This window comes from Bacillus sp. FJAT-26390 (assembly GCF_001682865.1).
In the GTDB taxonomy this organism is placed as follows: Bacteria; Bacillota; Bacilli; order Paenibacillales; family Paenibacillaceae; genus Pristimantibacillus.
On sequence record NZ_MAQX01000034.1, the window covers coordinates 52,980 to 79,956 of the forward strand.

The window sequence follows — 26,977 nt, forward strand, 5'->3', positions numbered from 1 at the left end:
ATATTCTCGGTCTAACACACGAGTTTTCAGTCTATGTATTACTTCTTTTATCCATAGATCAACCATTTTTCCACGGCCACCTATATTCTCCGGATATCGTTTAGAAGTTTAGTTAAATAAGGAAGACGGCTTGTTTTGTAAAAATCGGTCAAAGAATGCAACTGTATAGGCATTAATTCTTCGGTGCTCGTGCTTTGGACTGGTTCCTTCCATCCATTGCAAAAGCGGCGAATACATATAAAAATCAGAATAACTGAAGTGCTTGGAATGTGGAATCGTTAATGAGTATCCACCACCGGCGAGGGAATTTTGACTTCGTGTCACAATATCCTTGGTCATTTTGTTGAAGTCCTCTAATGTCAATTTGTATTTATCTAACATTTTCTGTGGAGGCTGCTTCTCTGTTTTTGTTGCAAATGATTCAGAATTCATAAGCATAAATGGCTTTTTTAATCCCGATTTGGGAATAGGCTCACCGAAGAACGTGCCGTCCATATTGATTCCCGCTTTCACACGTGGGTCAAGAAGCAACATTTGAGCTGCTGCCGCGCCACCAAGAGAATGACCAAAGATTCCGATTCGATCCAGATCCAACCTCCCTTTGAACGGACCCGTAGAATCCTCCCGGTTCAAGCCTTCGATTTGATCGAGTACAAACTGAATATCTTTCACAATGATCTCGCTTGTCATTTTATCTGATGACGAAAGATCTAATAAATTCATCTTACGAAATCCAGTCGTCTTTCCATCCGGAAACACAGTTGCAACGGAAAGGTAGGTATGTTCCATACCAACCACAATGTACCCATGACTAGCAAGCTCCTCCACTTGAAACATATTTTGAAATCGCGTTCCTCCCATACCCGGCGAAAATAAGACAATCGGATATTTAGGAGCCGCTTCCGATAGCTTCGATTGCACCGTCGCATGTGTTTTTACCAAATGTAAATATTGAAGCAGAAAAGCGGGTACCCCGAATTGTTTACTAATCTCTTGACTGAATCGGGGAAGGTAAGGTACGTAACTATTCTTCTTCCCTTTTTCCCCCTCGGGCGAAGGATACCAAACCTGCACCATTAATTCTCGATGATCCTCTGGATCTTTGCTATAAGCTTCTTCTCGCTTCAGGTCAATCCAATGATAGGTTACTGTGCCTACCGCATAGGTTCCCGTCGGGGATTCAAATGAAAATACCGGTAAACATACCGGCAGTATGCCTGCAATCAATGCATAAATTAAAACTAGCAGACCTAAAAATATTTTTTTTCGTCCGCTTCTTCGGTTTTTCTGCTCCTTTTTGGCGCGGAATTCGACTTTTCTTTTAATTACAATCCCCCATAAAAACACGGTCAACAAATACGTTGCAACCATCTGCCAACGATATCCTTCTAGTTGCAGCTGAAACAGAGTAAGTAACGTACTGAGAGCCAAGCTTACAACGAAGTACCGTCTTGCAAGCCAATTAGGCTTGAAAAAAATCCAAAATAACAAACCTACATTCATCAAATAAGCAAATAGTTCCAACAAGCGCATTAACATTCCTCCTAACTTTTATCATACCGCACCACTCTTTCACCAATCTTACATTTTCCTTGAATTAACCTTAAAAGCAGGATTATCAAAGACTGAATGGAATCATTAGTTTAAATACGACATCAAAGGGGAGGCATCTGCGTATGTCCAAAACGATCTTAATTGTTGACGATGAACCGGAAATTGTTGAATTGATGAGAATTTTTCTGGAGCGTGAACAGGTTGAAATCATCGAGGCCTTTAACGGGGCTGAAGCTTGGCAGCAAATTGAGACGAACAAAATCGACCTGGCGGTCATTGACATTATGATGCCGAAGCTTAACGGCTACCAATTGCTTAAAAAGATACGCGAGAAATATAAGCTGCCTGTTATTATTTTATCCGCCAAAAATCAAGATGCCGACAAAATTCTAGGGCTAGGTCTTGGCGCAGACGATTTCGTCTCCAAGCCATTTAATCCGCTTGAGGTCGTTGCACGTATTCAAGCCCAGCTGCGAAGGTCTTATGAATTCGCTTCTCCTATCGCCTCGGATTCAATATCGAACCAACTAACCAACTTGGGCGACTTGGTTCTCGATCACCATTCTTGCGAACTAAAGAAACGAGGAGTAGCCATACCTTTAAGCTCAACAGAATACGCTCTTTTAAAGTTATTTATGGGAACACCCGGTCGAATTTTCACAAAAAAACAAATCTTTGAAAATGTTTGGTCTGAGCCTTATATGAACGACGATAATACTATAATGGTGCATATCAGCAGATTGAGAGAAAAGATGGAAGATGATCCAAGGCAACCCGTCTACTTACTGACAATCCGCGGGTTGGGATACAAATTTGCAAAGAGCGTTAATCCAACATGAAGAAAAACAAAATATTTACTTCCTTGATAAAAAAATATATGTTATTTTCAATTACATTGGGCATTTTTGTATGCTTAATTTTTCCTTTTTTTGATAGCCAGGTCCAATCTCGACTGGCAGATCCTACGGTCTCGAAAATAAAAGCAAATGAGATTGTTCGTATGGACTATACACAAATCCCAGTCGAGGTTATCGAATCGTTTGGAGGATGGATCGAGATCCTCGATGAAAATCTGCAAGTCGTTTTCACCCGTGGAGCCTCTTCAGATCATCGCACTTCATACACCCAAGATGAGCTCATTTCTCTCTTTAATGAACCTAAAGGCGCAACTGAATATGTTTCTATGGCACCTTTTCAAACGACTGAAGGAAAGTCATACCGTTGTCTTGTCCACATACCGCAAGGTTATATTACAAAGGAATTTCTATTTCATAAAACGCCCGCCGCCTTAGAGCAGACCTTCTTTGAGCTGGTACTTTTGATTATTATCCTTTTCTTGGTTTTTTACAGCCTTAATGTCTACCTGTACAGTCGATGGACCGCTCTCAAAATTACAAACCCACTCGAAGCCATTGCAAGCGGTATGCAAAATATGGCGAACGGTCGTTTCCGGACAAGACTAGCTTTTAAGGCTGACTATGAGTTGGCGCAAATTCAAGATTCGTTCAATAATATGGCGGAACAATTAGAACAATCCGAGACAGAGAAACGAATGCTGGAAGAAAGCAAACAACGCTTGCTCGTTGGGGTATCACATGATCTCAAAACACCGATTACAACCATTCAGGGGTATGCCAAAGCTTTACAGCTCGGAATCGTTGACGATGAAGGGAAAAGGCAGGATTACTTAGACTATATTTTAAATAAATCGAATCTGCTAACCTCCTTGATCGATGATATATTCGAATTATCCAAGCTGGACAGTCCGGACTATGTCCTAGAAACCGAGCTCGCAGACATCGCGGAATTCGTCAGGGAAATCGCCGCCCAATTCTACAATCAATTCGAGGAAAAACCACTCCTCATTCAAGTCCAAATTCCGTCGAATGAAATTCGAATCCGGTTTAATGCGAAAATGCTATACCGCGCCTTATCTAATTTATTAATTAACACGCTTAAATATTGCCCTGCGGGGAGCGAAGTACTTCTTCAACTACTGGAAACGGAATCGCATATTCAACTGAATGTCATCGATAACGGACCAGGCATCCCAGATAATTTGTATAAGATCATTTTTGATCCTTTTACACGCGGCGACCAAGCACGCACATGCGACGGCGGTACAGGACTGGGCTTGGCTATAGCTAAACATGTAATGGAGAAGCACAATGGAGAGCTACAGCTTGATACAAGCAACGGGCAAACCGCTTTCCGCATGATTTTTCAAAAGAATAATACCCCTTCTACTTTTTAGTTTTCAGACCTGTGAATGGGGAGTCTTTCATCGCGATTTCATTCAACTAGGGCTACTCCCACTCCCTCCCTACTCCGGATCGCTGCACGCCAGTCTTATTTTGCGGTTCGCAATTCGTACGCAAAAAGTATGGTAATTTTTCAAGGTTATCCACATTCCTCTAAACGATCAAACCATAACATAACGATCAATAAAGAAAAATGTGAGCATCATCAAGCTCCATTCATTACAAAGGCCGATCCTCTGCAGGATCGGCCTCCCTTATTTTTTAGTTTTATGACCTATGTAATTCGAGTAATTAACTCGCAATAAGCAACGCTGCGACAACTGCTTTCTTCGTTTTGTAGCTGTCTCTCAAGGAAACCGTCCGGTGCTGTTATAAAAGCCAGGCCCCCGGCTCAAGTACCGGGGGCCTGGCTTTAAAGAGCAGATGAAGCTTTAATTGCCGGCAAGCTCGAGCGCTCTAAGCAGAATGACTGGTGCCTGCGCCCTCGTTGCCGTTTGGTTCGGCGCAAATTTGTTGGCACCGATGCCCTGAACGATGCCTTTCTCAACCGTTGCCGATACTGCCGCTTCCGCCCAGTGGCCTGTTACGTCGCTGAACGTAAAGCCTGCATCTGTTCTCTTCAGGCTCTTTCTTTGCTACGGCGAATACCGCGAACTTCGTGAAATGATCGACTTCCGCCGTAATCCGGTTGCCGCTCGCCGTCCCTCCGATTTCTACCCAAACCTTGCTGTAACTCCATCCCTTCTCAACATGCAAACGAACGGCCTCCACTTTTAAAGACCCAGGATAATGTTTAAACTTCTGCCCTTTCTTAGGGGTGCAGTTCAGTTCTAGACTACCGCTGTATTATTGCACTAACGTTCTCCGTTACTTCATTGAGTCACTGTTTGTTGGAAATAACTCTATCAAGAAACTTTTCTGCGTCACTATTAAACTTCCAAACAACACCAAATTTATCAACCAACATTCCAAAGCAGGATGACCAAGGCATGTCTGATAACGGCAAGATAATATAACCACCTACAGACAAATTAGAAAAGTAATCTTCCAGTGCCTGTTTATCATCGATAACGATACTAATTAGTATATTGTTTCCCATAACCAACTCGCCCGTTACCTTCTTCATGGATGGTAGAATATCCGACAACATTATTTTTCCGCCAGCGAATTCTAACGATGACTCCATAATCATATTCAACTCATTTTCTGGCAAAGGGTAGTTTGGATCTTGCGGAAGATCCTTAAATTTCACCTTTTTTACTTTATTTGAATTCAGAGCTTCTGAATAAAACGCAATGACCTGCTCTGTATTCCCATCAAAGTTTAAATATGCAATAACTGACATGAAAAAACCTCCTTCTTGTAATACATGAAGTATAAGCTATAATAGGTGACAGCTTTCTTGTCACCTATTATAGCTTTGTAAACATTTATTTTTTTACCTAAAGAGGATGCTCAGTAATTATTGTGAGTTTTCATAAATAGGTTGATTGATTACGGTTCGGGCCGGAGGGATAATATGGAGAAAATCGAAAGGTTAATATCTATCGTAATGATCTTGCTGCAGAAGGACGTCGTTTCAACAACCGAGTTTTCAAAATTATTTAACATGTCTAAAAGAACGATTCTGCGTGACATGGAAACCTTGAGTCTTTCTAATATACCTATTTATTCTATAAATGGAGTTCACGGCGGCTACGGGATTATGGATGAGTACAAATTAGACAAACGACTTTTAAGCAGTAATGACTTAGAAAATATTTTAACAGCACTGGGTGGATTGGGACAAATTCTATTTAGTGATGAAGTAGAACAAACTCTTAAAAAAATTGAAGCGATGATAAGCTCATCATCCTGGAAAAGTTCGATTCACTTGTCATTTTATGATTGGGAGGGTCGGTCTGAGATTATTCAATCCTTGAAGACATGCCAAGAAGCAATATTAAAGAGAAAGTTAATTTCATTTGATTATATTGATAAAAATGGCATTAAAACGAATAGAATTGTCGAGCCCTATCAGCTTCATTTTAGCGAGACCAGTTGGTATTTGAAGGGATTCTGTTTACATCGGCAGAGATATAGAACACTTAAATTATCTAGGATCGATAATCTTACTATGAATGAAAAAACATTTAACCCTAGAGATTATTTACTAGAACAAGAACATGAAGCAAGTTATCAACCGCAACTAGTCGCCATTAAGGCATTGATTACACCTAGCGTAAAAGATCAATTCATTGAAAGGTACGGTCGAAAAAGTATTGAAAACTATAGTTCTGAATATTTCTTAGCAACAATTGATGTTCCACAAAACAGTATTGGATTTCAATTTTTAGCAAGTTTCGGTACAAATCTGGAAATAGTAGAGCCCAAAACATATGTTGAACAATTTCGAAATTATTTAAATAAAATGATAAATAAATATTCTTAAAAAGGTCCCTTTTAACATCAGTTAGATATTTCGCCAAGGTTACCGGAGCGGTATGTTTGGCCAACCGCCAGTCCTGTCACTCGATATTGCTTGATGATAACAGGCGTGGTTTTACGCATTAGCTTCAATTTTATGACATTTATTTGATTAGGAAATAGCGTCATATAGTAGGATATAAAAGAAACCTTGAAAGGCATCAAGCCAATCAAGGTTTTAAAGCTTAGGTGCTTTGCGTTTCCGTATCTATAGTATTGCAATTTTTACAAAAATAAAAATAAGATATGTTCTGTAGCAAAGAGGGGCTCTCCCAAAATTCTAATTATCTAAATCTTGTATTCTCCTATCTTTAAGATCGAAATTAAGTATTAAATGCATGGGATGATTACAATTTGAGCAAAGCGGTTTTGAATGAGAATTGAATTGAACGATCTGTCTGTCAAAAATTTTTTCATACTAAACTGCAAAGCAACAATAGTCCTTAAAGCCAGCTTTAAGTCAAGAGATATTCTTAAATTCCCTGAACGTTGTTGCATTAAAGTACACTTTAAGGTCTATAATAAACCTTGCTCGATTGATCACAGGAATTAGAACAAAACAATGATGAAGATTGATGGAGGATACAATGGAAATTCACATAAAAGAAGCCGCGGATAAGATCGGTTTGCCTGCACATACACTTCGATATTATGAACAAGAGGGTCTTCTACCTTATATAAACAGAGATGAAAATGGAAATCGTATTTTTAACGAGGCAGACTTATTATGGTTAGAGCTTATTGTATGTTTACGGAAAACCGATATCCCTCTCGCAGAGTTACGTGCAATCGTGGAATTAACAAAAGAAGGAGACCGCACAGCCACGCAACGCAAACAGATATTTGAAAAGCATAAAGAGAAAATGATGGAAAAACAAAGAGACTTGGATAACGCTTTTATAAAAATTGATTTGAAAATTGAATACTATAACGATTTAGAAAATAAGTACAACAAAGATCATAAATAAAAATATTTTTCAAAAAACTCTTGCCTTAAAGTCAACATGAAGGATTAAGCTATTCTCGTAGGTTTTAAATCCATTAAGTAATAAGCTAATGTGAGTTGCTTCTTCAATCAACTTATTATTTTACAGAAGAAAGGGATGTATGATCAATTATGTGCAATAATCATAAAAACATTACTACGACGCGTGTTCTTAGTGTCCCAAGTGCGAAAGCACCATTTGAAAAGATCACGATCGAGCGGAGAGAATTGCGGCCACACGATATTTTAATAGATATTAAGTTTAGTGGCATTTGCCACTCTGATATTCACAGTGCATACGGTGAATGGAGTGGCGGAATTTTTCCAATGGTTCCTGGTCATGAAATTGCCGGAGTCGTAGAAGCAGTTGGAACAGAAGTAACCAAGTTTGTCGTTGGTGACCGCGTTGGCGTTGGCTGCTTTGTTGATTCCTGCGGAGAATGCGAATATTGCCTCAGTGGAGAGGAGCAATACTGTACGAAGGGTGTTATTAACACCTATAACAGTCTAGACTACGATGGTAATCCAACATACGGAGGATATAGCCAAAAAATCGTTGTGACGGAAGGGTTCGTTGTCCGTATCCCAGACGGTCTGGATATGGATGTGGCAAGCCCACTATTATGTGCAGGCATTACCACCTACTCTCCTCTAAAACACTGGAACACCGGCCCCGGCAAGAAGGTTGCCATTGTGGGAATGGGAGGTCTTGGCCACCTAGCGATCCAGTTTGCTCATGCTATGGGCGCTGAAGTTACCGTATTGAGTCGCTCTAATAATAAAAAAGAGGAAGCATTGAAATTTGGCGCAGATCATTACTTCGCGACAAGTGATTCCGCTGCATTTGCAGAATTAGCAGGTCGTTTTGATCTAATCTTAAACACCGTGTCTGCAAATCTGGATGTTGACGCGTATTTATCACTACTTCGCATTGATGGGACACTTGTAAATGTTGGCGCACCGGCTGAACCAGACAAGTATCATGTATTTTCATTAATTATGGGTCGTCGCAGCATTGCAGGCTCACTCGTTGGTGGCATTCGTGAAACCCAGGAAATGCTCGATTTCGCAGCTGAGCACGGCATTTCCCCTATGATTGAAGTGATAAGTGCAGACCAAGTCGAAGAATCGTATGAGCGTGTCCTCAAAAGTGATGTGCGGTATCGGTTCGTTATTGATATCTCTACTTTGTAATTCGCAAAGATGTTTTCTACCCTCTTGAAGAGCTTCATTCCCAATGAGGGGATGAAGCTCTTCAATTATCGGTTCCCGTTAGTTACAGTTTGGCAACCACTCCGTACAAGCATCTGCAAGTAATTGCAGCTCATTGTACAGCATCCCGGCATGGTATCCGTCGCAAACGGCATGATGGAATTGTGCTGATAATGGCAATAATATTTTTTCATCACGCTGAAAGTATTTCCCCATTGTAAAGATGGGTAGTAGATAGGTTCCCTCGTTATAGATGTTCAGGTTAAAGCCAGTGAAGCTAACCCAAGGAATGCTAGAAATAGGGAAGGTGTTGGGTGGTTCGTTTGTTTTAGCAGCAAATTGTTTAACACTTCCGTACTTTTTCATATCATTAAGATAACGACTGTAGAAATCATTAAAATCTTCACCGTACAAAGTCCATATGCTTGAAAAAGTTTTATCATCGTCATGGAAAACGGTAAAGCTAGGAGACAAACTATCCCAATAACCTAATGTCCCGTCAGAATTAAAACAGGTACGAAATTCATGGTGGCGGTTTACCACTGTAGTTATCATGTGGATTAGTGCTGGATACAGTTTTATCCCACGATTCTTAAGTTCTTTTAGCAGCCGGGAAATGTCAATATTTGCAGTCATGCTGAAGGTGCATCTAACATTATTTAAATAATGCTCATAATAGGGTTTTCTACTCCAGCTATCCATAACAATCGGTTTGAAATACATTTATTATTACCTCCTAAAATGATTGCTTTTTTTGTTTTAGGAGGTTAAATCCACTGCTTTAACCATATCCTCATTCACAATCCCATCGCATTATTTTTCTACTGCCCCTACTTTGACTCTGTAACATTTCAATTAAATTTTTATTTTTCTTTTATTACGCTATTTACAAAGCCCGTTTTTGCTACTGTATAAGATTCTCGATCATTAGTAAATTCATGAGCTAACTTATACTTAAGATCTGCGTATTCTAAAGCAAGTGACGGGTTCATTCTTAAACGGTCACGAAATAAGAGTTGTTTTTCCCAACGTTCCTCTCCCTTTAACATGAGATGAAGATGTGCTATCCGCTTATCATTCTTAACTTTAACAAAGAATCTTCTCCATGGTTGTTTATCTAATACGGGCGGCACATAATGCCAGTCATGTGTGGCTAATTTAATCGAAATTTCGTTTATATCCTTTAATGAAGAAATACTTGCCATTAAGTCGATGATTGGTTTAGCTGGTAAATTAGGAATTGATGTACTTCCAATATGCTCTACTTGATCTACACCAAAAGGAAGGAGCAGCTTAAAAAGTTCATTTCTTTCATGCACACCGCATTCAATCCACATAGGATCAGGATTTTTTATTTCTACTGTTTCGTCCGCCCAAACAGGATAGTCATTCTGGTCGTTATCATTAGCCATACAATTAATCATCTCCTTACAACAAGAGTTTACTTTTAAAAATTCTCCTTGTTGTTGAGTTATCCTGCTCATTAGATTCCTATGCAGTGTATTTAACAGAATTCAAAGTGGCTATTTATTAGATGTTTATGCACTAAGCAGACTTCCTTTAAAAAGCATTTTTATTGTTCGAATAAAGATAACGATCAAAACGATGCTTACCAAAGCCAGAATGGCCGCGGAAATGGCGATTAGCAGCCAGGAATGCACAAACATCGCGTATTTGATAGACGCATTGCTGAGAGCAGCCATTGGAAAGCCTACAGCCCACCAGGAAGCTCCAAACGGGATGGACTTTTTGAATACTTTGAAGAACAAGATAATGAACAAGAACAGACCAAAGTAAAACAAGATGGAAGCGAAGGGATCAATCCGCTGCTCGAAGTTCGTGTAGCCAAGAAAACCAACCTCAAACGGAGCAATCAAGATAAGCATGGAAGGCGTTAATCCTTCCGGCAGTGGTGCTTGATGAATCATTCTCGATAATATCAAGGAAACGAAAACAATAGCAATAAATCCTCCGATCGCGAGGGACAACAGATTAATTTCATGCGCCCAAGAGAAAGGCATTGTCCCGCCGGTAACAGCAATATTAATGGTCCCTACCACAGGAATCAGCAAGGCTGGAACCGCGTTACCTGGATCATGATTCCCGTTCAACAAGCGTGAAATGATGACGAAACTAAGCGCTAAAGTAAGGACAGTTCCGATGATCCAAATCACTTGCCCCGATATTTGACTATAGGTGCCTATCACGGAGGAAAGCAATAAAATGGAAATCGTAATCGTACCGAAAAAATTCCCTAAAATCGGATGCGCAAATTCTTCTTTTACTTTTTGTGGATAAAGAACCCATTTTGAAATATAACCTATGCTTAACGCAACAAATACCAGAACTGCAACAACTCCAATGATATCCGCGATGACGGGGGAAGTGCCGAATAGCTTGCTTGCTTGTCTCCAAGCCAATGAGAGACCTGAAATTCCCATAACCGACGCAAATAGATTAACGGGTAAAAATTGAACAGAACCGATCCTTTTTTGTTTCTGTACGGCAGCCATGGTTTGCATGGATCGTCACCACTTTCTATATCCATTATTGTATTTCTAATGCAAAGTGCAATCGTGTTAAGTTGTCGAAGACAAACGGTTTACCAAACTAAGCCTGATTCGTCATGCTTGTAAACGTCTCGTCCTCCTATCGATTACCTCCACTCTCTCCTGTTGCCTCATTCTATGAGATTCACATTTATAGATCAATATCATTTTTTCTATAAAAACGATAGAAGGGTTCTATGATTCAAAGCAAGCGGGGTCGCTCGTTGTCACCCGGCAGTATGGATGAAATCAATATCAACGACTGGGGAATATAGAGGCTTACACGTTTTTTTTCCTTATAATGCCCAATAATTTCAACTATAATTAATTTTAATTTCATGAGGCAATTTTCTTATTTGGTTACGTTATGCTGTCCGTCAGCATAATAAAATGAGCAGGCACCGCAGCGCCTGCTCATCCATGATCATATTTTCGCCAAGCCTGACTTTTGAAATAATACCTTATGATCCGGGTAATGCTTGAGCCTTCATCTTGTAAAACCATTATTTCAAGTTTATAATCTACTTTCCAAAAAATTCTTTAGCATATTTTACAACGCCATGGAAATCTGAAAGACCACCTGCAATAAGCTCAACTGCTATAAAATTATCATCAGAAACTTCGAAGGGTGCTTCTATGCCAAATTGACTGGCTTTTTTATATCCAAACTTTGGGTAATACTTATCATGACCCAGGTAGTCATTAAAATAAAGTAATGGCCGGATGGATTGCAGCAGCAATCTTACTGATTCGCGCCGTTTTAGAACACGCAAGAATGATAAAACGATATTTGGAAAATAATAGTAGCCTAAACTTGCAAAAAGAGCTTCATTCCCACTTCGGATATGTAGCTCTTAAACTAAGCTAGCTTAAAAATACTTCCGTTTCGTTATTACCGCGCTGTTCTCATGGCTGCAATCAGATAAGCCTCCAATTGCGCTTTTGTTTGCTTTAATATTGTCCTTTAATGACAAAAAACGAGCCCCGAATCGTTCCAGCAAGTTTAGACTTCTGCCTAGCAAACTTAAACTTCTGTTCCAACTCCTTTGGTACCTCCATCCCCTCAGAAAGCTTAAAGCCAACGGCCCGCTTCTTAGGGTCATCAACCGTATACATGACATTGACCGCAAGACCATCCTCATAAAACACGTAGGTAAATTTGATATTTTCCAATTCAAAACGCGACGTTTCCAAAGGTTTGGCCGCAAACTCAATATCACGTTCTTCTTTCAAAATCCGAATTACATAATCAAGGCTCTCCTGGCTTTCGCTAGCTGGTACAACCGTAAATTCATGCTTGTATTTGTTCATAAAGTAACGGGCTTCATTCGCACGTAAACCAGCAAGCGCTTCTACTACAGGGGAAGACTCTAAACCAACCGTAGACACATTATTAAAATCAACGATATATGACATTTCTACCCATTCCTTTTCTGTTTTTATTTCCGAGCAACAAAATTCCGCATTTCACCAAATACGAAGCCAAACTTCAAATTCATTCTTTTACCTACCCCATATTATCGCAAAAATGATGCAAGAGAACATTTTGAATAGCGAGTTTGTTAAAGGGTGTTCACATTGACTGGTATTCACAAAAACAATCTGACAAATCGTGCCCCGATGCCTATCCTAGCTTTTCTATTTCCGCCAAAAAGTCGAACAATCTACCTTATCCATCCTATTAAACTCGATCATTTTCTCAAGTAAAGTGAAATCAACCGGACTATTCCATTTGATACGTACCAGCTCTTTCGTATGATCATGGCCTGCCTTCACAATGTCGTCAGAAAAATGATTAATCCCTGCCCTTTCAGGGGCAACTGCCAAATGTTGTTTAGATACGCTAAAGCCAATAATAAATGTGTCGTGATCGGTAAACATAGGCTGATTCCAAGCCACTTTTGGCACTAAATCAGGAAACTTCTTCGTTACCCAAGTCAAAACCTCTTCTGTTCGGCCCCGATGCTGCGGGTTATCAATATGTGCTAAAAAAGCCGCAAAAACTTCCATCTTGTTCCCTCCTAGAATAACAAAGATGTCGTTTAGAGAAATCCCTCAGACCATCTTGAGGGCTGACGTCTCCCCCTATTCTATATTTGCATTGACCTGAAAATCCACAATTAATTTAGGATAATATACTTCTTGCCAGTCTTTTAGTTCTGGATAAGGAATCTGATGGCGAAAATATTGGCCAAATCCGAAAAAATCCGTACGGCTTTTTTGGGATTGCTCAAACACTTGGTAAAACCGATTTTCTATACGTTTTTCGAGTTCTTTTTGTATCTGGCTATCAATTGCTCCTAAGATTAGATCAACTAATACAACCATCGTAATCGTTTCAAGTAAGGCTGATAGAGGAATGCCTTCTCTGCTTTCTGCGACAAACAAGGCGAAGTCCAGCTTAATGCTTCGGGGTTAACAGACACTGGACTAAATAAAGCACGACTCTGTTCTTTTTTAACGAATGGATGGCTTGAAGCGGAATTTCAGTTAAGGCAAGTTGACTGACTTCATTTCCTGTACTGAATCACCCATTCAACTACTCCTCAACATTTGTTTTATCTCCTATTTTTAACATCGCTTAATATTTTATACATAAAAAACTACGTATTGACCAGTACCGTCACTCCTTCAGGCAAATAAAAGAAGCACCTTTAAATAAGCCATAACCGGCTCATTCAAAGGTGCTTCTTCAGCAAGTCGTCGGCGCTTCCATTTAAATGCTGACCGATAAAACGCCCGAACCTGCAAGCTGGTCCGCAGGAGCAATCGTTTTGCGCGCTTCACGAAGCATCAACAATCCGATTAGCAAGGATGCCACTCCAATAATAACTAACAATGCTCCGATCTCAAGACTGTAGGCTGTCAGTGATCCATGCCGAAATGCCATGCCGCGGATCAAACGGTTAAGCCAGTTCATCGGCAACGCCCATGCGGTAACCTGAAAAAACATGGGGAACGCAAGCGGAGTCAATTGAATTCCCGTGGCCAGAAACGACGGATACACGATGAGACTTGTTCGCGAACCCAATTTAGATGCATCTTTGGCCGTATAACCGATCAATATGCCCATAAGGGACAAGGCAAAAGAATAAACCAGCAATGGGATAATAAAGAGATAAAGGTCCGCTTCAAACCGCATATTTCCTACTTGCTTTAATAAACCATAGCTTAAGATTAAAGAGAATGTACTCAGTACAGCGTAAGGTATGCTGCGAACCCAAAGCTGGATAGGTGAAACGCCGTTTGCAAACAGCTTCCCTTCTTTGCGCAGTCGGGGCGCAATTGATCCGGCTGCGCTAGTTGTGATCATCAGCACGATGATATTTACAAATCCAAGAACCATAAAACCGACATAACTTGTCGTTGGATTAAACAACATTCGCTGCTGGAGAGATAATGGAGATAGAAGCCCTCTGGCCGCTTCCGCATCCATCCCGCTTTGCCCCAGACGAGTCATGCCAAGAGTCATATTTTCCGTTGTGACAATCTCTTGAATTGCGGTTCGGATCCCCATTAGCCCCGAGGGCATCGTGTTGTCCATTAAAATTCCGATATTCGAAGACTTCCCTTGCAGCTTATGCAGCTCCAGTTGATTGGGAAGCATAATGACCGCTACAGCCTGCTCGTTTGCCAGCAAGGCTTCGGGGTCCATGCGGCTCGCGAATACGTTTGTGACCTTCATATAGGGGGAGGCGTTCATTTTTGAAATCAGCTGCCGCGAATAAGCGCTATGGTCTTCGTCGATTACAACAATCGGTGATTGGCTGATTTGGTTTTTCGAAAACATCAATCCAAAAAACAAAGCGGCAATCAGCGGGCCGATAAAGATCATGAGGAGGAACTTGCTGCCCGCTGCATACTTCCACTCCTCAATCAGCGATTTCATCAAGGTCCACCTCCGCAGTCATACCTGGAAGAAGATCGGCGTTCGTATTTACAGCTATTCTGACAAGAAACATGCTTAAATCAGCTTGCCCTCTCTCTCGCGACATGCGCAAGCTGGCAAATTGAGGCGCGGCCGCGATCGAAGCGACAACGCCATCGACTTGGGCAGAACGCTTTAGATAGGGAAAACGAACTTGTATGCTTTTATCAACCTCAAGCTTTTGAATTTCCCCTTCTTGTACATAGATGTCCGCATAGTAGGTGTTCTTTTGCACAACTGCAACCGGCATTCCTTGCGCAACCTGATCTCCCGAATTTACAAGGATTCTGCTAATCCATCCATCCTCCGGCGATTGCACGTCCACTTCGGCTCCTTCGGCTGATTTCACCTTCAATAGAATGTCTCCCTGTTTGATGGAATCGCCTGCAGCTGCGTTGATTTTCACAATTGTCCCCGGACCTTTTTCATTTACGATCATCTTTTGCTCCGCCTCAAGCACGCCTTGTTTTCTGCTCTCCGCCTGACTAACTGCATCTTTGCCTTCTGCAGCAAGAAGCGCGCCTCCAGCAATAACCAGAGCGGCAATTCCAATATATAAGCCTGCTTTAAGTTTCATGGCTCTATCTCCCTCTCCCTGAATGCTGCTAAACGTGCTTCTCATTATTTTTATTCATATTGATTTTTCAAACGGCGTTCTCGGCAGCCTCCATAATCAACTCACCCAGTGTGGGGTGGGGATGAACAGCCATAGCCAAATCCTCTACGCTCGCTCCCATCTCGATGGCCAAAGCAAGCTCCGATATGAGCGTTGAAGCCTCTACGCCAACGATTTGCGCACCCATTACGATTCCTGACGCTTGATTCTGTTATGATGTTGATGCCGTCGGCTTTCAACTGCCGGATAACCGGTGCAGCTAGCTCCGCCTCGAATCCTGGCAGCACCTGTCCTCCTCCCTCCAGTATCGTCACCTCTGCCCCGAATTTGGCATACGTCTGCCCGAGCTCTATGCCAATGTATCCTCCGCCGATAATAATCAGGCTGGTTGGAAGATCCTATAACCTATGTGTCAACCGCTTCAAGCTGACTCATCGCCTCACACCTCCTCAATGAAATGTTTCACCAAAATATGATGATCATAATATATTATAATCATCATATTTTAAACCAGTCAATAGCTTCGTTTATGCTTACGCTATTGCTAACGGCCGTCAACAGAGAAATTGACACGCATTAATATGATGACTATAATATTTTAAAAGAGATTTATAAGCATCGGAGTGATTGCAATGCCTTATCCTGAAGGCCATATGATAAAAGTTAGAGGCAAAATCATCGAAAGTGCCGCTAAAGCTTTTCGTACGAATGGGATTCGCGACATCAGCGTCCCTTTTATTATGAAAGGAGCCGGACTGACTCATGGAGGATTCTACGCGCACTTTGGCAACAAAGAACAGCTGGTCGCCGAAGCCTGCCGGTTTGCCATCAGCGATACGATTGCTCTGCTGCAAAAAGCCGCTGACCAAGAGAAGCAAGAATTCAAAATCAATGCCATCATTGATTACTATTTAAGCGCGTTTCACCGTGATAGAACAGAGATGGGCTGCATCCTGCCTGCCCTCTCCAGTGAGATTTCCCGATCCTCAGACGAGGTTCGGCAGGTGTTCACCCAAGAGCTGGAACGAATGGTTCACTTTATTTCGAGTACGGCAAAAATAGACAGAGATACTGGCAGCGTACTGCTTAGTATGATGGTCGGAACGCTGGTGCTGGCACGATCCGTTAATGATTCCAAACTCAGCGACAGCCTTCTCGCGGCTGGCAAGCTGCATGCCAAAGCGTTAATTAAGACCTAAGATTACATTCAAGCTTAGATGCTCACAATGGATAAAGCGGCATCTCTGCCGCTTTTTTTATGTATTTGGCGGACGATTTCGAATTTACTAGGTCGCCTTCTCACGCTCGGCCCCTGAGAGACTGCTCCAGCATTCCCACCTCTTCTTTGGAATACGTACTACCTTTTCTGATCGCTGGATACGGTCCGTTTCCGAGAGAAGGAATTTCGATTGATGAAGCGTTTGGAAAATAGCTTGCCTGCTGCGTGCTGCTTGTTCAGCGGCGTATGAATGATTTTTGCAAGCGCAGCCACGGTCAGGGTGGCTTGTGAAGGGGGATAAACTAAATATACCTCTTCCCAATTAGGCGCAAACTTATTTTTATATTCGTATAAGCCCTTAAAGTTATACAGTCTATTCCCATACTTATAGAGCAGCTTAATGATAAGCAGGTCACATGCGTTGGCTAAAGGAGACATGCCCAAGCTGCAAAGCGAATAGTGATGTTCCTTGGCCCATTTAAATAGAGAGACAAACAAGACGTCCATCGTGCCTGGCGGACAGGCTTTCGTATAACGCATCAAGTCTACCGTGATTTGTCTGTTAACCGGATCTGCTCGGTGCGTTGATAGGTTAGGTGGATGGTCCCCTGCAACCGTGGCGAATGCCTCATAACTACCATCTGGGCCTACTAATACGGCGACGGGAAAGCGGCTCACATATTCAGGCGCAAAAGATCCTACGGAGAAGCTTTTTTCTTTGCGATCCCCAAGCCACTCCTTGGAAATGGTTTGAAGCAGGTGAAGAAATGAATCGGTATACGGGGGAAACATGACTTGAAAGGAGTAGCCGGAGCGTTCGAATTTATTGATGCGGTTCCGAAGCTTAAGCCATTGCTTGCCATTCAAATGAAAATCGGACACATTGATCTGGGCTTCTTCTCCGATTTTGGTGTATTGCATGCCTAATTGCTTGTATATAGGAAGAAAAGTGGATTTCACCTGATAAAATACCGGTATTTGTTTGTTCTCCTTGCAGTGTTCGATAAATTGTTCAATGACTCGCTGGCAGGCTGCTGGGCTTCCAATCGGGTCTCCGAGTACAATTTTCCTCTTCCCTATTGAACGATAGACGAGTAAAGCCTCGCGCTCTGAATCCCAGAACCACTCTTTATCCCCTAAATGATATAAATGTGTGTGTGAGTTGTGGCCGCTGCTTTCGAGCAGCCGTTGCAGTCTTTTTTCAGAAATTTGGTCCATTACGCGAAAATCCCCCAGGTTCGATATATGTATGCTTTCATTGATTCCTTTTTAAAATGTATCCCTATATTCATCGGCAATTGCCTTTGTAGACTAAATAGATTTTATCATATCGAAAAGGACAACAGTCCTCTTCTTCCGACAAAAAAAGAAGCAGTTTCCCGGAGATTAGAGATAGTCGCTCTCATTGCTGTCGAAGTTTGTCATTTTGCCGTCATTAAGGTAGATTATACTACTTTCATTACCAAAAAAATGATATTAGGAGTGACAAAGGAACTATGTATACGACAAGGAAAGAAAAGAATGAAACGCAAGCGGCGGTCGGTTTGCGATTCCGCTCGATTGTGATGCCCATTAAAAGGGCTTCAATCAGTCTGCTGGTTGCCATTATGGCGTTGTCTTCGTTTTTATTTGTATCGCCTGCATCTGCCGATAATGGCGATTGGGTATTTTGCGCCAATGAAAATAGCAATTGTGCTTTTTCGGGGACAAAGGAAGTACGTTTTGGAACAAACAACAGCTATGACTATCGTCAAATCACAAATGGCTTTAACTGTACCGTTGCCAGCTGGGGCTCTGATCCCGCTCCAAACCAAGGGAAGCAATGCTACACTCGCGATGTGCTTGCCGAGGGAACCCCGCGGCTAACGGTTGACGTTAGTGACCATAACAAAAAAATGACGATTACATTTAGTGAAGAATTTGCGCAGGCGGGTACGCAGGAAGCCTTGAAAGACGCGATTACACTGGAAAGATCGGAAACCTCCGGCTATTTGCCCCTTGCTGCAAGCGATTCCATTTCTTTCTCCTCAAGCGAATCGGGAACCTCATTAGTTCTAACATTGGGAACGGCATTGACAGGGAATGCAAACGCTATAAAAATAGCACCGGGAGCATTCGTCGATATCGATGAAGTTCCATACAGCTTAGATTTAGAAGTTCGTAATATTGCTGCGCGTGATCTCATTGCCCCTGCTTTTATAGGAGCGGTAATCTACGGTTCGGGCAGCCAGTTACACTTGAAATTCGATAAAGATTTTACGATTAATGCGCCAGCTGGCGCCGATCAAAATCAAATCAATGCTTTGCTGAAAAGTAAAATAAGCGTTGCCACAGATGGAGAGCATTTTGCGCCTATTTTGGGCGAGGATCATGAAGTTCGACAAGACGCTTCCAGACAAATCTACATGAGATACGCGAATGATATGAAAATTGTATTAGGCACACAGACGGTGATCAAAATCGCAGCCGATACATTAAAAAATGCAGAGGGCAGCCTGAATGAGGAAATGCTTCTGCACGTTTCCCCCCTTGTCATTCAAAGCGCAGTCATTAGCGGCGACAATCACGACGTAACGATTTCTTTCTATGATGATATTTTTGATAACACGGATGAAAATTTAATAAATAATATTTATTTAATCAAGGACGGTTCTCAGCAGGATAAACAACTAGTCGAGGGTGATTCCGTTGCTGTTGTCTCCGGAAAGCTGCAAATCCATTTTAAAGAAGCATTGTCGGGAGCGAGCAACTATATTTACATCGACGGCGGAGCTCTAAAAGATCGCTATGGCAATATACAAAATGAGCGGGCAGTAACCGCACCGATTCAAGCCAATGTTGGCGGAGTCGATCCATTTCCTGCGGATACAACAGCTCCCGTCTATCAGTATTCGTATTTCTCAAATGCTTTCCAGGATCTGAATATCGTATTTAACGAAGATGTCCAAAATGCAAAGGAAACTGAAGCTGCTTTTTTACAAGGTATATATCGGTATGGGTCTGACTGGGGCTGGGGCTACGGACTTCCTCAAGGCACTACGCTAACGTTCTCCGGTTCTGTAGCCACTATTCATTTTGCCGCACCGCTTACGGGATACCAATATTATTTTCAATTCAATGCCAATATGTTTAAAGATACAGCGGGAAATAGGATCAATAACGGCATAAACACAAATTGGCTCTCCACTGGCAGTAACGAGCTAAGTTATAGCAATGGACGCTTTTCTTACAATGGCCGTTGGTTGAGCATCCAGTTTAATGCGGATACGGATATCGTAGATCAAACAGTAGTGGATGGGGTATCCCGTCTGAAAGAGAGCATTTCCTATTCTCTCGATCATGGAGCTACCTATAAAACTTTGGATGAACTCGACGTCGTTTCTGTTTATGGAAGAAATATTAATATTCTGTTTCATGATGCGATAAAAGCCGGCTCGATCAAATTTAAAATTGCCGAACAAGTGATTAGCGATCAGTATGATACAAAAAGAAATAAAGCTGCAGAGGTAGAGCTTGCTTACAATACGCCAGAGATTACAGGATATATGCTGAGCAATACAGCAAGCGAATTTATTTTCACAGATAATGCTTTATGGAGAAACCAAGTCAAAACGGTCCTATTATACGATGGTAAAATTGGAATAGGAAGACAACTAAACAGCTCTGAGTATCAATTGAGCGAAGGGAAAATTACGATTGCCAAAGGCGTTTTCCAAGAGGGACAATACTACGAAATCCTTGTGAATGCGGAAGGCTACAGCACTAAATACTTTGACGGCAGAGCTTATAAATCGTCTGAACTTTTCTATATGACTGCACCAGTGATGACGACGGAAAACGGGATTACAGCCAAAATAAATCTTTTGAACCATGCTTATCAAGATGAATTTACAGGCAATCAGTCCGTTGTATTCGAATTATTTAACGGCACTACGCCGGTGAGCATTGTTGCGGCTAATTTAAAGCTTGGGACAGGCACATATTCAGCGAACTTCAATGTCAGTGACGCGGCTACAAATCCGAATTATACAGTTAAAGCGTACGTTGTCAGCAAATACAGCAGCGATCCTGCCGATGTTGGCTTGAATCTGGCATCTGTCAAAACGCAAAGCGAATTCGATCTTGCTCTTATGAATATGGGAAACAACAACATTGAGGACTAAGTCTAGTCGAAATGAATAATAGGAAAGCGAGGAATGTCAAGTGAAATTGCGCAAGCTCAGTTTACTGCTAATTTTTACGCTGTGCCTATCGCTCGTTCCAGCTGCGGTTTTTGCGAGCGGCCCGGCGGTTACGATAGATGCCATAGGAGAGAAAGCGCCAGGAGGCGCCGTGGTCATTTCCGGCACCTCTACGCTGGATGAAGTCATTATTAAGGTGCTTCGCCCGGGAAATAGCGTTTTGTTTTACGCTATTGCTAAAGTCAGCGGCGGAAAGTTTTCGAGCACGTTTACTTTAGCTGCCAGCGAGGCTAGCGGTACTTACAAGGTCGTCGCAGGTGAAGCAAACCAAGTGGCTGCAGCCGACCTTATTGTTAAGTCGGCTAATACAGGCGGCGAAGACGGCAATGGTAATAACGGCGGTAATAACGGCGGCCCAATCGGAACGATTACACCGCCAACACCACCCCCTGTAGCAGGCAAGCCGGTTACGCCTGGCAAATCTGGCGCCGAGCCAGTCATTGCGGATACGAGCAAAAATATAACCGCATCTGCAACAGCAGAAAACGGGCAGATAACGGCTACGGTCACTCAAGACAGCTCAGCTCTTGCAGACGCTCTTGCCAAAGCGGCCAAGCAGGATAACCATGGCGCGGCGCCCATTATTTTTATTGCTTTCAACAATGCAGTAGGCGAGGCTGTTCAGTTTAGCCTTTCTTCATCGGTTTTATCCGCTGCCGCTCTTAGCGCGCCAAATTCGATTATTTCATTGCAAACCAATGATGGGGAATATTCCTTGCCTCTCAGCATTATCGATTTTGCGTCGTTGGAGCAAAGCTTAGGAACTACGGCTGCAAATATCAGCATTCTTGTAAAAATCTCAACAGCTGCTGCTGATTTGAATGCTAAAATTAAACAAAGCGCACAAGCTATGTCTGCTTCGCAGCTTGGAAATGCGATTGAGTTTACGCTAGTCGCGGCAGGAAACGGGAAGACGATCGAGCTGAACTCATTTGGTTCTACTTATGTAGAGCGAACTGTCGCTCTTACGGGTTCGGTTGATGCAGCGCATGCGTCCGTCGTCCGTTATGAGCCTTCTACGGGTCAATTCTCGTTCGTTCCGGCTATATTCGAGAAGCAGACAGACGGTTCAACGAAAGTGGCATTCAAGCGTAACGGAAACAGTATTTATACGGTTCTCTCCGTAACCAAAACGTTTCATGATATTAGCCAGCACTGGGCGAAAGCGGACATTGAGCTGCTGGCCTCCAAGCTGGTGATTAACGGCGTGACGGATAACACCTTTGCTCCAAACAGCAACATTACGAGAGCGGAATTCGCCGCATTATTGGTCCGTTCTTTGGGGCTGGCTTCGGATGCTTCTTCGGCAGCTTTCACAGATGTGAAATCCAGTGATTGGTATGCTGGCGTGGTCGGCGCAGCTGTAAAAGCCAAGCTCGTCGACGGCTTTGATGGCAACCGCTTCAAGCCAAACGACACGATTACCCGCGAGCAAATGGCGGTTATGGTTACAAGAGCGATTGCCGCAGCGGGCATCACAAGCGGTGCCTCAACGGGCCAAAACGAACCGTTGACCAAATTTAAGGATCATGCCGCGATTAGCAGCTGGGCACAAGCAGCAGTAGCGGAAGCGATTGAAGCCAATATCATCACAGGCTTGACTGCTGATACCTTTGCTCCTTCAGAGAAAGCGACTCGCGCGCAAGCATCGGTGATGTTGAAACGCCTGATGCAATATGTACATTTCATCAATTAAATTTGAATTCTTAGCACAATACAGAAACTCCCCATTCGTTATTCGTGGGGAGTTTTTTAAGTTTTTCTCTCCAATACTGTCAACACGGAAGGTACAGAGCACTTGCGATTCCCCCCTTCAGAGGCTTACCTATCCCTCATTGTCCGTTGTTTTACGGCATTGGGCCGCTGTCTGAATTCGCTCGGCGAGAGGCCCGTCTCTTTCTTAAAGTTGTTGCTAAAGTAATGAATGCTCGCATAACCGAGTCCGGCCACAATCGCTTCGATGGGCTCTCCACGCAGCAACGACTGCTTCGCCTGCTTGATCCGCTCCGAAATTAGGTACTGCTTCGGATTCTGTCCCACCTCTTGGTGAAAAATAACGGTGAAATAACCCGGATGATAGCCGCACAGCTCGGCCAGCTCACCTACCGTCCACTGTCTGCCCGGCTGTTCACGCATCGCTTCTAGCGCCGGCCCGATCTTACTAGCTGGTCCGTCCGCCTGCGAACGCAAAACCGAGCGAACGACCAGCGTTAGCAGTTCCATCATCAGAGCGCGCAGCGCGAACGGATAAGCCGCATTCTCTCTGACGTACTCCTTGACGATGCGGGCGAACAGCCCCTCCACGTGGACGATCGCAAAGTGGCTCATCAGTTCGATATCGGCTGCGCCCGGAATTGCGATGCGGAACCGCTCTGGCTCCGCATCGAGCTGCGCCGCAGATGCTCCCCGGATTAAGTAGGCTGGATGAACAGGTTCAGGGGAATGGCTGTGGAACGTGAAATGAACACTGTAATATTCGGTCGCCTTCGTCGTCGCGAGCAGATGGGCGCCGTTTGGTCCTAACAACACGCATTCGCCTGGCGAGATACGGTATCGGCTCCGTCCCAAATGCAGATCGACTTCACCGGATACGACATGAAAGAACTGCCAGTCAGGAATGAACCGCGGCCCCCACTGCACGTTCGGACTAGCGGTGTCGCGGCTTGCGAAATTCACCGCAGGGCTGCAGTCGAACAGCGACCCCAGATGCATACGGATCAGCCCTCCTCTGATCGAAATCTTGAAAAAACGTAAATCTCTCTGTTATTTGTCTAAATACGATCCTTTGCTCCTAATGTATATTTAAAGCGCATACAAAATCAACTTGATTTTAATAGAGGAGTGTTGGGAAATGTTAACGGAAGCGCAAGTGAAGCAGTTCGAGCAGGACGGTTTTCTAAAAGGGGATATCATATTAAGCGATGAAGAGGTTGAGGTGCTCCGCCGCGAGCTGCAGGATGTGATGGATGGGAAGACAGTCAACAAGCCGGTTATGAATCATAACATGCTGGACGCCGGATCGCTCTACGACAATATGAAAATGACGGTCAGCGAGCGTGTCGTACAAATCGTAAACATCTGGATGGCGAGCGACGTCTACTTCAAGCATGCGTCGAACCAACGGATTTGCGAGGAGATCGCCCAGCTCTCCGGCACAGACACCGTACGCATCTGGCACGACCAGATCCAATACAAGCCCCCGGTATCCGGCGGACCGACCGGCTGGCACCAGGATCATCCTCTGTGGCCAATCATACAACCAGCCGATCTTGTCAGTGCTTGGGTGGCGCTTGACGATGCAGTAATCGAGAACGGCTGTATGTGGATGGTTCCCGGCAGCCACAAGTGGGGTGACCATCAGAAATATTTGGCCAGTGACGAAAACTTCATGCCCTACCATAAGCAGCCCGAGTTGCTGCCAAGTGTCGCCGAAGTGAAGGCTGTGCCATTCGAAATCAAGAAGGGTCAAGTCGGCTACCACCACTGCATGACTTGGCACGGCAGCCCGCATAACCGTTCCGAATTGCATCGCCGGGCTATTGCGGTCCATTATATGCCGGGTCATACCAGATACGAACCGTCAGCGAACCATGCGATGCACGATTATGTGAACGTGAACGCCGGTGAAATTCTTCAGGGCGACCATTTCCCAATCGTGTACAAGAAGGCGTAGCCGGCCATCGGGATGGCTTGATTGCCAGCTCTATTCATGCCAAGTTTCTGGAGCATGAATAGAGCTGTCTTTCGGACGGCGGCTGCGGACAAGGATACCCTAACTCGTTTGCTTATAAAATTCGACCGCCTACCATCGTCCATAACACTTGAAATTCATTATCCAATAAGACCAGGTCGGCATCAAATCCAGCTGAAATTTCTCCCTTTTGCTGAAATCCAAGGATATTGGCCGGCGTAGTTGAAGCCATCTGTACCGCATCGATCAAAGAAATTCCGGTTTCGACCGTATAACGCAGTGCTTCATTCATCGTAACGGTACTGGAGGCGAGTGTCCCATCCTCTAGTCTAGCAATGCCACCCGATACCGTGACATGGTGACCGCCAAATAGATATTGCCCATCACCAAGACCCATTGCTTGCAAGGCGTCTGTGATTAAGACCACTCCTTCCGGTCCTTTCAACCTATGCATCAAACGAATGATAGCAGGATGCAGGTGGACATTGTCCACAATAGCTTGAAGACTTACATGATTTTCTTCGAAAGCTGCCACGACCAAACCCGGATCTCGATGATGGATCGGCCGCATGCCGTTAAAGCAATGCGTAACATGGCTTGCGCCCGCTGAAAAAGCTTGTTTGGCTTCCTCATATGTGGCGTCAGAGTGCGCGACTGCAATAACGACGCCTTGTTCTTTCAAAAATGATATTAAATCCATTCCTCCGGGCAACTCAGGCGCGATAGTTACCATCTTAATAAGAGAACCCGCTTCCTGAAAAATCATTTTTATTTCTTCGAGGTCGGGATGCCGCAAATACTTTTCATTTTGCATGCCTTTTCGCTTAGGGTTCAAATAAGGTCCCTCTAAGTGTATCCCTGCAATCTTCGCTCCCGCTTCATGCCCGATTACGCGCTTAACGCTGCGAATCATTTCTAGGAGATCCTCTATCGTAGAACTAACAGAAGTAGCCAGAAACGACGTGCACCCTGATAAAGCACAGGCACGTGAAACCTCTTGAATGCTCTCTTCCGTGCCGTCCATCATATCAAAACCATTGGCGCCGTGAATATGGACATCGAGCATTCCCGGTACTAACAAATGCCCTCTCCCATCAATTCGTTCATACTCTTCATTTAGGCTGGAAAGATCCTCTGTGTCTATCCTCATAATCTTCCCATCAAAAATCCAAACATGGGCTGAGGGGACGATTTCATTTTGAAGCACCACTTGAACATTATGCAAAATCGTATACATAAAAAACCTCCTCAATATGGTTATCATTTTTTTTCGAGCCTATTCGTTCTCTTCCTCACACTCAATGACCGTAATATTTTTCTGGTCTAAAACTTCTCTTATTTCACTCGGTATTTCTCGATTTGTAATTAATATGTCAACGTGATCAAAGTCCAACCGATAAAATGATTTGCCAATAAATTTTGTGTGATCGGCCACTACGATTACTTGATCTGATCTACGGGCCATTTCTCTCTTTACCCTTGCGTCTTCTTCAAATGGATAATAAAGCCCATCTGAGCGGATCGCCGCTGCTCCTATAAATGCTTTATCAGCGCGAATTTCACTAAGCTTATCTATTATGGACGAGCCATACAAAAGTCTGTGCTTTACATTCAAGTAACCGCCGAGAACATAGATTTGAAGATCCTCACGATTCGATAATGTCGCTACGTTATCAATTGAATGCGTGACAACCGTAATATTTTTTGCGCTAATTTGCTCGGCGACAAATTGCACGGTAGTTGATACGTCTAAAATCACAGTCTCATGATCTTGGATAAGCTTTGCACCAAGCTTCCCTATTCGTTTCTTAGTCTCGGATTCATCAATCAAACGATCCTGATAGGACAATATTTTTTTCTGCAGCTCGGGTAAAGCCAGCCCTCCGTGCGTACGAACGACTACGCCTTCTTGTACCAGTCTGACAATATCCCTTCGCGCCGTATCTCTTGATACTTCAAATTGTGTACATATATCCGTAACGCTCATCGATTGATGCTGCTTCAAGTATTTGAGTATTTTTAGCAATCTTTCCTCTTGATACACGATAGATGCGCCTCCGTTTAAGTATTTTTAGACATTTTAATAAGTACTTATAAGTATATTATAACTATATTTAAGTCATTGCAAGCATTTATCCATCGTCGAATGGTTCCAACACGAAAGAAACATTCCCGCGATTATGATTCATATACGAAAAAAAGAAACTATAGGCCGCTTCACCATAGTCTCTTTTGTCCTTGGTTATGTGATTGTA

Annotated in this window: 27 protein-coding genes and 1 pseudogene; 9 read left to right on the top strand and 19 right to left on the bottom strand. The window is 43.2% G+C overall.

Annotation, left to right across the window (positions count from 1 at the left end; all coding sequences use genetic code 11):
- Positions 1-108: 108 nt before the first annotated feature.
- A complete protein-coding gene (locus A7975_RS27270; RefSeq protein ID WP_065387236.1) occupies positions 109-1,533 on the bottom strand; it encodes an alpha/beta hydrolase family protein in 1,425 nt (474 codons plus the stop codon).
- Positions 1,534-1,676: 143 nt separating this feature from the next.
- Here A7975_RS27270 and A7975_RS27275 point away from each other — a divergent pair, with 143 nt between their 5' ends.
- Both A7975_RS27275 and A7975_RS27280 read left to right on the top strand, forming a co-directional pair.
- Positions 1,677-2,393, top strand: coding sequence for a response regulator transcription factor (locus tag A7975_RS27275; RefSeq protein WP_065387237.1), 717 nt, complete (start codon positions 1,677-1,679; stop codon positions 2,391-2,393).
- Positions 2,390-3,808, top strand: a complete 1,419-nt coding sequence (locus A7975_RS27280) for a sensor histidine kinase (RefSeq protein WP_065387238.1) — start codon at positions 2,390-2,392, stop codon at positions 3,806-3,808. Before A7975_RS27275 ends, A7975_RS27280 begins: the two co-directional genes overlap by 4 nt.
- A gap of 438 nt (positions 3,809-4,246) precedes the next feature.
- Here the strand turns inward: A7975_RS27280 and A7975_RS35545 are convergent, their stop codons facing one another.
- The 3 genes from A7975_RS35545 to A7975_RS27290 form a co-directional block, all read right to left on the bottom strand.
- Complete coding sequence (locus A7975_RS35545; protein WP_082198525.1) at positions 4,247-4,438, bottom strand: S-layer homology domain-containing protein; 192 nt, start codon at positions 4,436-4,438, stop codon at positions 4,247-4,249.
- Positions 4,359-4,571, bottom strand: a complete 213-nt coding sequence (locus A7975_RS27285) for a hypothetical protein (protein WP_065387239.1) — start codon at positions 4,569-4,571, stop codon at positions 4,359-4,361. The genes A7975_RS35545 and A7975_RS27285 overlap by 80 nt, the downstream gene beginning before the upstream one ends.
- 124 nt (positions 4,572-4,695) lie before the next feature.
- Positions 4,696-5,160 (bottom strand): VOC family protein, encoded by a 465-nt coding sequence (locus tag A7975_RS27290; protein ID WP_065387240.1) that lies wholly within the window; start codon positions 5,158-5,160, stop codon positions 4,696-4,698.
- Positions 5,161-5,334: 174 nt separating this feature from the next.
- Here A7975_RS27290 and A7975_RS27295 point away from each other — a divergent pair, with 174 nt between their 5' ends.
- The 3 genes from A7975_RS27295 (at position 5,335) to A7975_RS27305 (ending at position 8,460) form a co-directional block, all read left to right on the top strand.
- On the top strand, positions 5,335-6,246 hold the full coding sequence (locus A7975_RS27295; RefSeq protein ID WP_065387241.1) for a helix-turn-helix transcriptional regulator: 912 nt from the start codon (positions 5,335-5,337) through the stop codon (positions 6,244-6,246).
- Positions 6,247-6,868: 622 nt separating this feature from the next.
- Positions 6,869-7,249, top strand: a complete 381-nt coding sequence (locus A7975_RS27300) for a MerR family transcriptional regulator (RefSeq protein WP_065387242.1) — start codon at positions 6,869-6,871, stop codon at positions 7,247-7,249.
- Between the two features lie 149 nt (positions 7,250-7,398).
- Positions 7,399-8,460, top strand: a complete 1,062-nt coding sequence (locus A7975_RS27305; RefSeq protein WP_065387243.1) for an NAD(P)-dependent alcohol dehydrogenase — start codon at positions 7,399-7,401, stop codon at positions 8,458-8,460.
- 78 nt (positions 8,461-8,538) lie between these two features.
- Here A7975_RS27305 and catA read toward each other — a convergent pair whose 3' ends face one another.
- From catA to A7975_RS35700, 11 genes and pseudogenes are all read right to left on the bottom strand, one after another.
- A complete protein-coding gene (gene catA / locus A7975_RS27310; RefSeq protein WP_065387244.1) occupies positions 8,539-9,201 on the bottom strand; it encodes a type A chloramphenicol O-acetyltransferase in 663 nt (220 codons plus the stop codon).
- Positions 9,202-9,341: 140 nt separating this feature from the next.
- Complete coding sequence (locus A7975_RS27315; protein ID WP_065387245.1) at positions 9,342-9,890, bottom strand: GrpB family protein; 549 nt, start codon at positions 9,888-9,890, stop codon at positions 9,342-9,344.
- A gap of 126 nt (positions 9,891-10,016) precedes the next feature.
- A complete protein-coding gene (locus tag A7975_RS27320) occupies positions 10,017-11,000 on the bottom strand; it encodes an SLAC1 anion channel family protein (protein ID WP_065387246.1) in 984 nt (327 codons plus the stop codon).
- Between the two features lie 548 nt (positions 11,001-11,548).
- Positions 11,549-11,767, bottom strand: coding sequence for a hypothetical protein (locus tag A7975_RS27325; RefSeq protein ID WP_065387247.1), 219 nt, complete (start codon positions 11,765-11,767; stop codon positions 11,549-11,551).
- A 211-nt stretch (positions 11,768-11,978) separates the two neighbouring features.
- Complete coding sequence (locus tag A7975_RS27330) at positions 11,979-12,443, bottom strand: hypothetical protein (protein WP_053377391.1); 465 nt, start codon at positions 12,441-12,443, stop codon at positions 11,979-11,981.
- A gap of 222 nt (positions 12,444-12,665) precedes the next feature.
- Positions 12,666-13,037: an iron chaperone gene (locus A7975_RS27335; RefSeq protein ID WP_065387248.1), complete on the bottom strand. Its 372-nt coding sequence runs from the start codon at positions 13,035-13,037 to the stop codon at positions 12,666-12,668.
- 75 nt (positions 13,038-13,112) lie between these two features.
- The gene (locus A7975_RS27340; protein WP_065387249.1) at positions 13,113-13,415 is read right to left on the bottom strand and encodes a Ger(x)C family spore germination C-terminal domain-containing protein; all 303 of its coding nucleotides are present in this window, start codon (positions 13,413-13,415) and stop codon (positions 13,113-13,115) included.
- A gap of 328 nt (positions 13,416-13,743) precedes the next feature.
- Positions 13,744-14,916 (bottom strand): ABC transporter permease, encoded by a 1,173-nt coding sequence (locus A7975_RS27345; RefSeq protein WP_065387250.1) that lies wholly within the window; start codon positions 14,914-14,916, stop codon positions 13,744-13,746.
- Positions 14,900-15,532, bottom strand: a complete 633-nt coding sequence (locus A7975_RS27350) for a biotin/lipoyl-containing protein (RefSeq protein ID WP_065387251.1) — start codon at positions 15,530-15,532, stop codon at positions 14,900-14,902. The genes A7975_RS27345 and A7975_RS27350 overlap by 17 nt, the downstream gene beginning before the upstream one ends.
- A 67-nt stretch (positions 15,533-15,599) precedes the next feature.
- On the bottom strand, positions 15,600-15,758 hold the full coding sequence (locus tag A7975_RS35695) for a hypothetical protein (protein WP_483295933.1): 159 nt from the start codon (positions 15,756-15,758) through the stop codon (positions 15,600-15,602).
- Positions 15,759-15,810: 52 nt separating this feature from the next.
- Positions 15,811-15,954 (bottom strand): annotated as a pseudogene (locus A7975_RS35700) (NAD-binding protein); the annotation flags it as partial.
- 249 nt (positions 15,955-16,203) lie between these two features.
- Here A7975_RS35700 and A7975_RS27355 point away from each other — a divergent pair.
- Positions 16,204-16,770 carry a TetR/AcrR family transcriptional regulator gene (locus A7975_RS27355; protein ID WP_065387252.1) on the top strand — a complete coding sequence of 189 codons (567 nt, stop codon included), beginning with the start codon at positions 16,204-16,206 and terminating at the stop codon, positions 16,768-16,770.
- 158 nt (positions 16,771-16,928) lie between these two features.
- On the opposite strand, the gene A7975_RS27360 is transcribed toward A7975_RS27355, so the two are convergent.
- Complete coding sequence (locus A7975_RS27360) at positions 16,929-18,008, bottom strand: phosphatidylglycerol lysyltransferase domain-containing protein (protein ID WP_065387253.1); 1,080 nt, start codon at positions 18,006-18,008, stop codon at positions 16,929-16,931.
- Positions 18,009-18,286: 278 nt separating this feature from the next.
- Here A7975_RS27360 and A7975_RS27365 point away from each other — a divergent pair, with 278 nt between their 5' ends.
- Positions 18,287-20,953: a hemoblobin-interacting domain-containing protein gene (locus A7975_RS27365; protein WP_065387254.1), complete on the top strand. Its 2,667-nt coding sequence runs from the start codon at positions 18,287-18,289 to the stop codon at positions 20,951-20,953.
- Between the two features lie 40 nt (positions 20,954-20,993).
- Positions 20,994-22,727, top strand: coding sequence for an S-layer homology domain-containing protein (locus tag A7975_RS27370; RefSeq protein WP_065387255.1), 1,734 nt, complete (start codon positions 20,994-20,996; stop codon positions 22,725-22,727).
- Positions 22,728-22,852: 125 nt separating this feature from the next.
- On the opposite strand, the gene A7975_RS27375 is transcribed toward A7975_RS27370, so the two are convergent.
- The gene (locus A7975_RS27375) at positions 22,853-23,743 is read right to left on the bottom strand and encodes a helix-turn-helix transcriptional regulator (protein WP_065387256.1); all 891 of its coding nucleotides are present in this window, start codon (positions 23,741-23,743) and stop codon (positions 22,853-22,855) included.
- 139 nt (positions 23,744-23,882) lie between these two features.
- Here A7975_RS27375 and A7975_RS27380 point away from each other — a divergent pair, with 139 nt between their 5' ends.
- Positions 23,883-24,704 (top strand): phytanoyl-CoA dioxygenase family protein, encoded by an 822-nt coding sequence (locus tag A7975_RS27380; protein WP_053371858.1) that lies wholly within the window; start codon positions 23,883-23,885, stop codon positions 24,702-24,704.
- 112 nt (positions 24,705-24,816) lie between these two features.
- Here A7975_RS27380 and nagA read toward each other — a convergent pair whose 3' ends face one another.
- Positions 24,817-25,959, bottom strand: coding sequence for an N-acetylglucosamine-6-phosphate deacetylase (nagA, locus tag A7975_RS27385; RefSeq protein ID WP_065387257.1), 1,143 nt, complete (start codon positions 25,957-25,959; stop codon positions 24,817-24,819).
- A 39-nt stretch (positions 25,960-25,998) separates the two neighbouring features.
- Positions 25,999-26,766: a DeoR/GlpR family DNA-binding transcription regulator gene (locus A7975_RS27390; protein WP_065387258.1), complete on the bottom strand. Its 768-nt coding sequence runs from the start codon at positions 26,764-26,766 to the stop codon at positions 25,999-26,001.
- Between the last annotated feature and the right edge of the window lie 211 nt (positions 26,767-26,977).

What these genes read in the sequence shown, in the direction of transcription:
- A7975_RS27275 (WP_065387237.1), top strand. Translation starts at nt 1,677, where the DNA reads ATGTCCAAAACGATCTTAATTGTTGACGATGAACCGGAAATTGTTGAA.
- A7975_RS27315 (WP_065387245.1), bottom strand. Translation starts at nt 9,890, where the DNA reads ATGGCTAATGATAACGACCAGAATGACTATCCTGTTTGGGCGGACGAA.
- A7975_RS27350 (WP_065387251.1), bottom strand. Translation starts at nt 15,532, where the DNA reads ATGAAACTTAAAGCAGGCTTATATATTGGAATTGCCGCTCTGGTTATT.
- catA (WP_065387244.1), bottom strand. Translation starts at nt 9,201, where the DNA reads ATGTATTTCAAACCGATTGTTATGGATAGCTGGAGTAGAAAACCCTAT.
- A7975_RS27305 (WP_065387243.1), top strand. Translation starts at nt 7,399, where the DNA reads ATGTGCAATAATCATAAAAACATTACTACGACGCGTGTTCTTAGTGTC.
- A7975_RS27365 (WP_065387254.1), top strand. Translation starts at nt 18,287, where the DNA reads ATGTATACGACAAGGAAAGAAAAGAATGAAACGCAAGCGGCGGTCGGT.
- A7975_RS27300 (WP_065387242.1), top strand. Translation starts at nt 6,869, where the DNA reads ATGGAAATTCACATAAAAGAAGCCGCGGATAAGATCGGTTTGCCTGCA.
- A7975_RS27360 (WP_065387253.1), bottom strand. Translation starts at nt 18,008, where the DNA reads ATGGACCAAATTTCTGAAAAAAGACTGCAACGGCTGCTCGAAAGCAGC.
- A7975_RS27355 (WP_065387252.1), top strand. Translation starts at nt 16,204, where the DNA reads ATGCCTTATCCTGAAGGCCATATGATAAAAGTTAGAGGCAAAATCATC.
- A7975_RS27295 (WP_065387241.1), top strand. Translation starts at nt 5,335, where the DNA reads ATGGAGAAAATCGAAAGGTTAATATCTATCGTAATGATCTTGCTGCAG.
- nagA (WP_065387257.1), bottom strand. Translation starts at nt 25,959, where the DNA reads ATGTATACGATTTTGCATAATGTTCAAGTGGTGCTTCAAAATGAAATC.
- A7975_RS27380 (WP_053371858.1), top strand. Translation starts at nt 23,883, where the DNA reads ATGTTAACGGAAGCGCAAGTGAAGCAGTTCGAGCAGGACGGTTTTCTA.
- A7975_RS27330 (WP_053377391.1), bottom strand. Translation starts at nt 12,443, where the DNA reads ATGTCATATATCGTTGATTTTAATAATGTGTCTACGGTTGGTTTAGAG.
- A7975_RS27320 (WP_065387246.1), bottom strand. Translation starts at nt 11,000, where the DNA reads ATGCAAACCATGGCTGCCGTACAGAAACAAAAAAGGATCGGTTCTGTT.
- A7975_RS27290 (WP_065387240.1), bottom strand. Translation starts at nt 5,160, where the DNA reads ATGTCAGTTATTGCATATTTAAACTTTGATGGGAATACAGAGCAGGTC.
- A7975_RS27270 (WP_065387236.1), bottom strand. Translation starts at nt 1,533, where the DNA reads ATGCGCTTGTTGGAACTATTTGCTTATTTGATGAATGTAGGTTTGTTA.
- A7975_RS35695 (WP_483295933.1), bottom strand. Translation starts at nt 15,758, where the DNA reads ATGGGTGCGCAAATCGTTGGCGTAGAGGCTTCAACGCTCATATCGGAG.
- A7975_RS27345 (WP_065387250.1), bottom strand. Translation starts at nt 14,916, where the DNA reads ATGAAATCGCTGATTGAGGAGTGGAAGTATGCAGCGGGCAGCAAGTTC.
- A7975_RS27335 (WP_065387248.1), bottom strand. Translation starts at nt 13,037, where the DNA reads ATGGAAGTTTTTGCGGCTTTTTTAGCACATATTGATAACCCGCAGCAT.
- A7975_RS27375 (WP_065387256.1), bottom strand. Translation starts at nt 23,743, where the DNA reads ATGCATCTGGGGTCGCTGTTCGACTGCAGCCCTGCGGTGAATTTCGCA.
- A7975_RS27280 (WP_065387238.1), top strand. Translation starts at nt 2,390, where the DNA reads ATGAAGAAAAACAAAATATTTACTTCCTTGATAAAAAAATATATGTTA.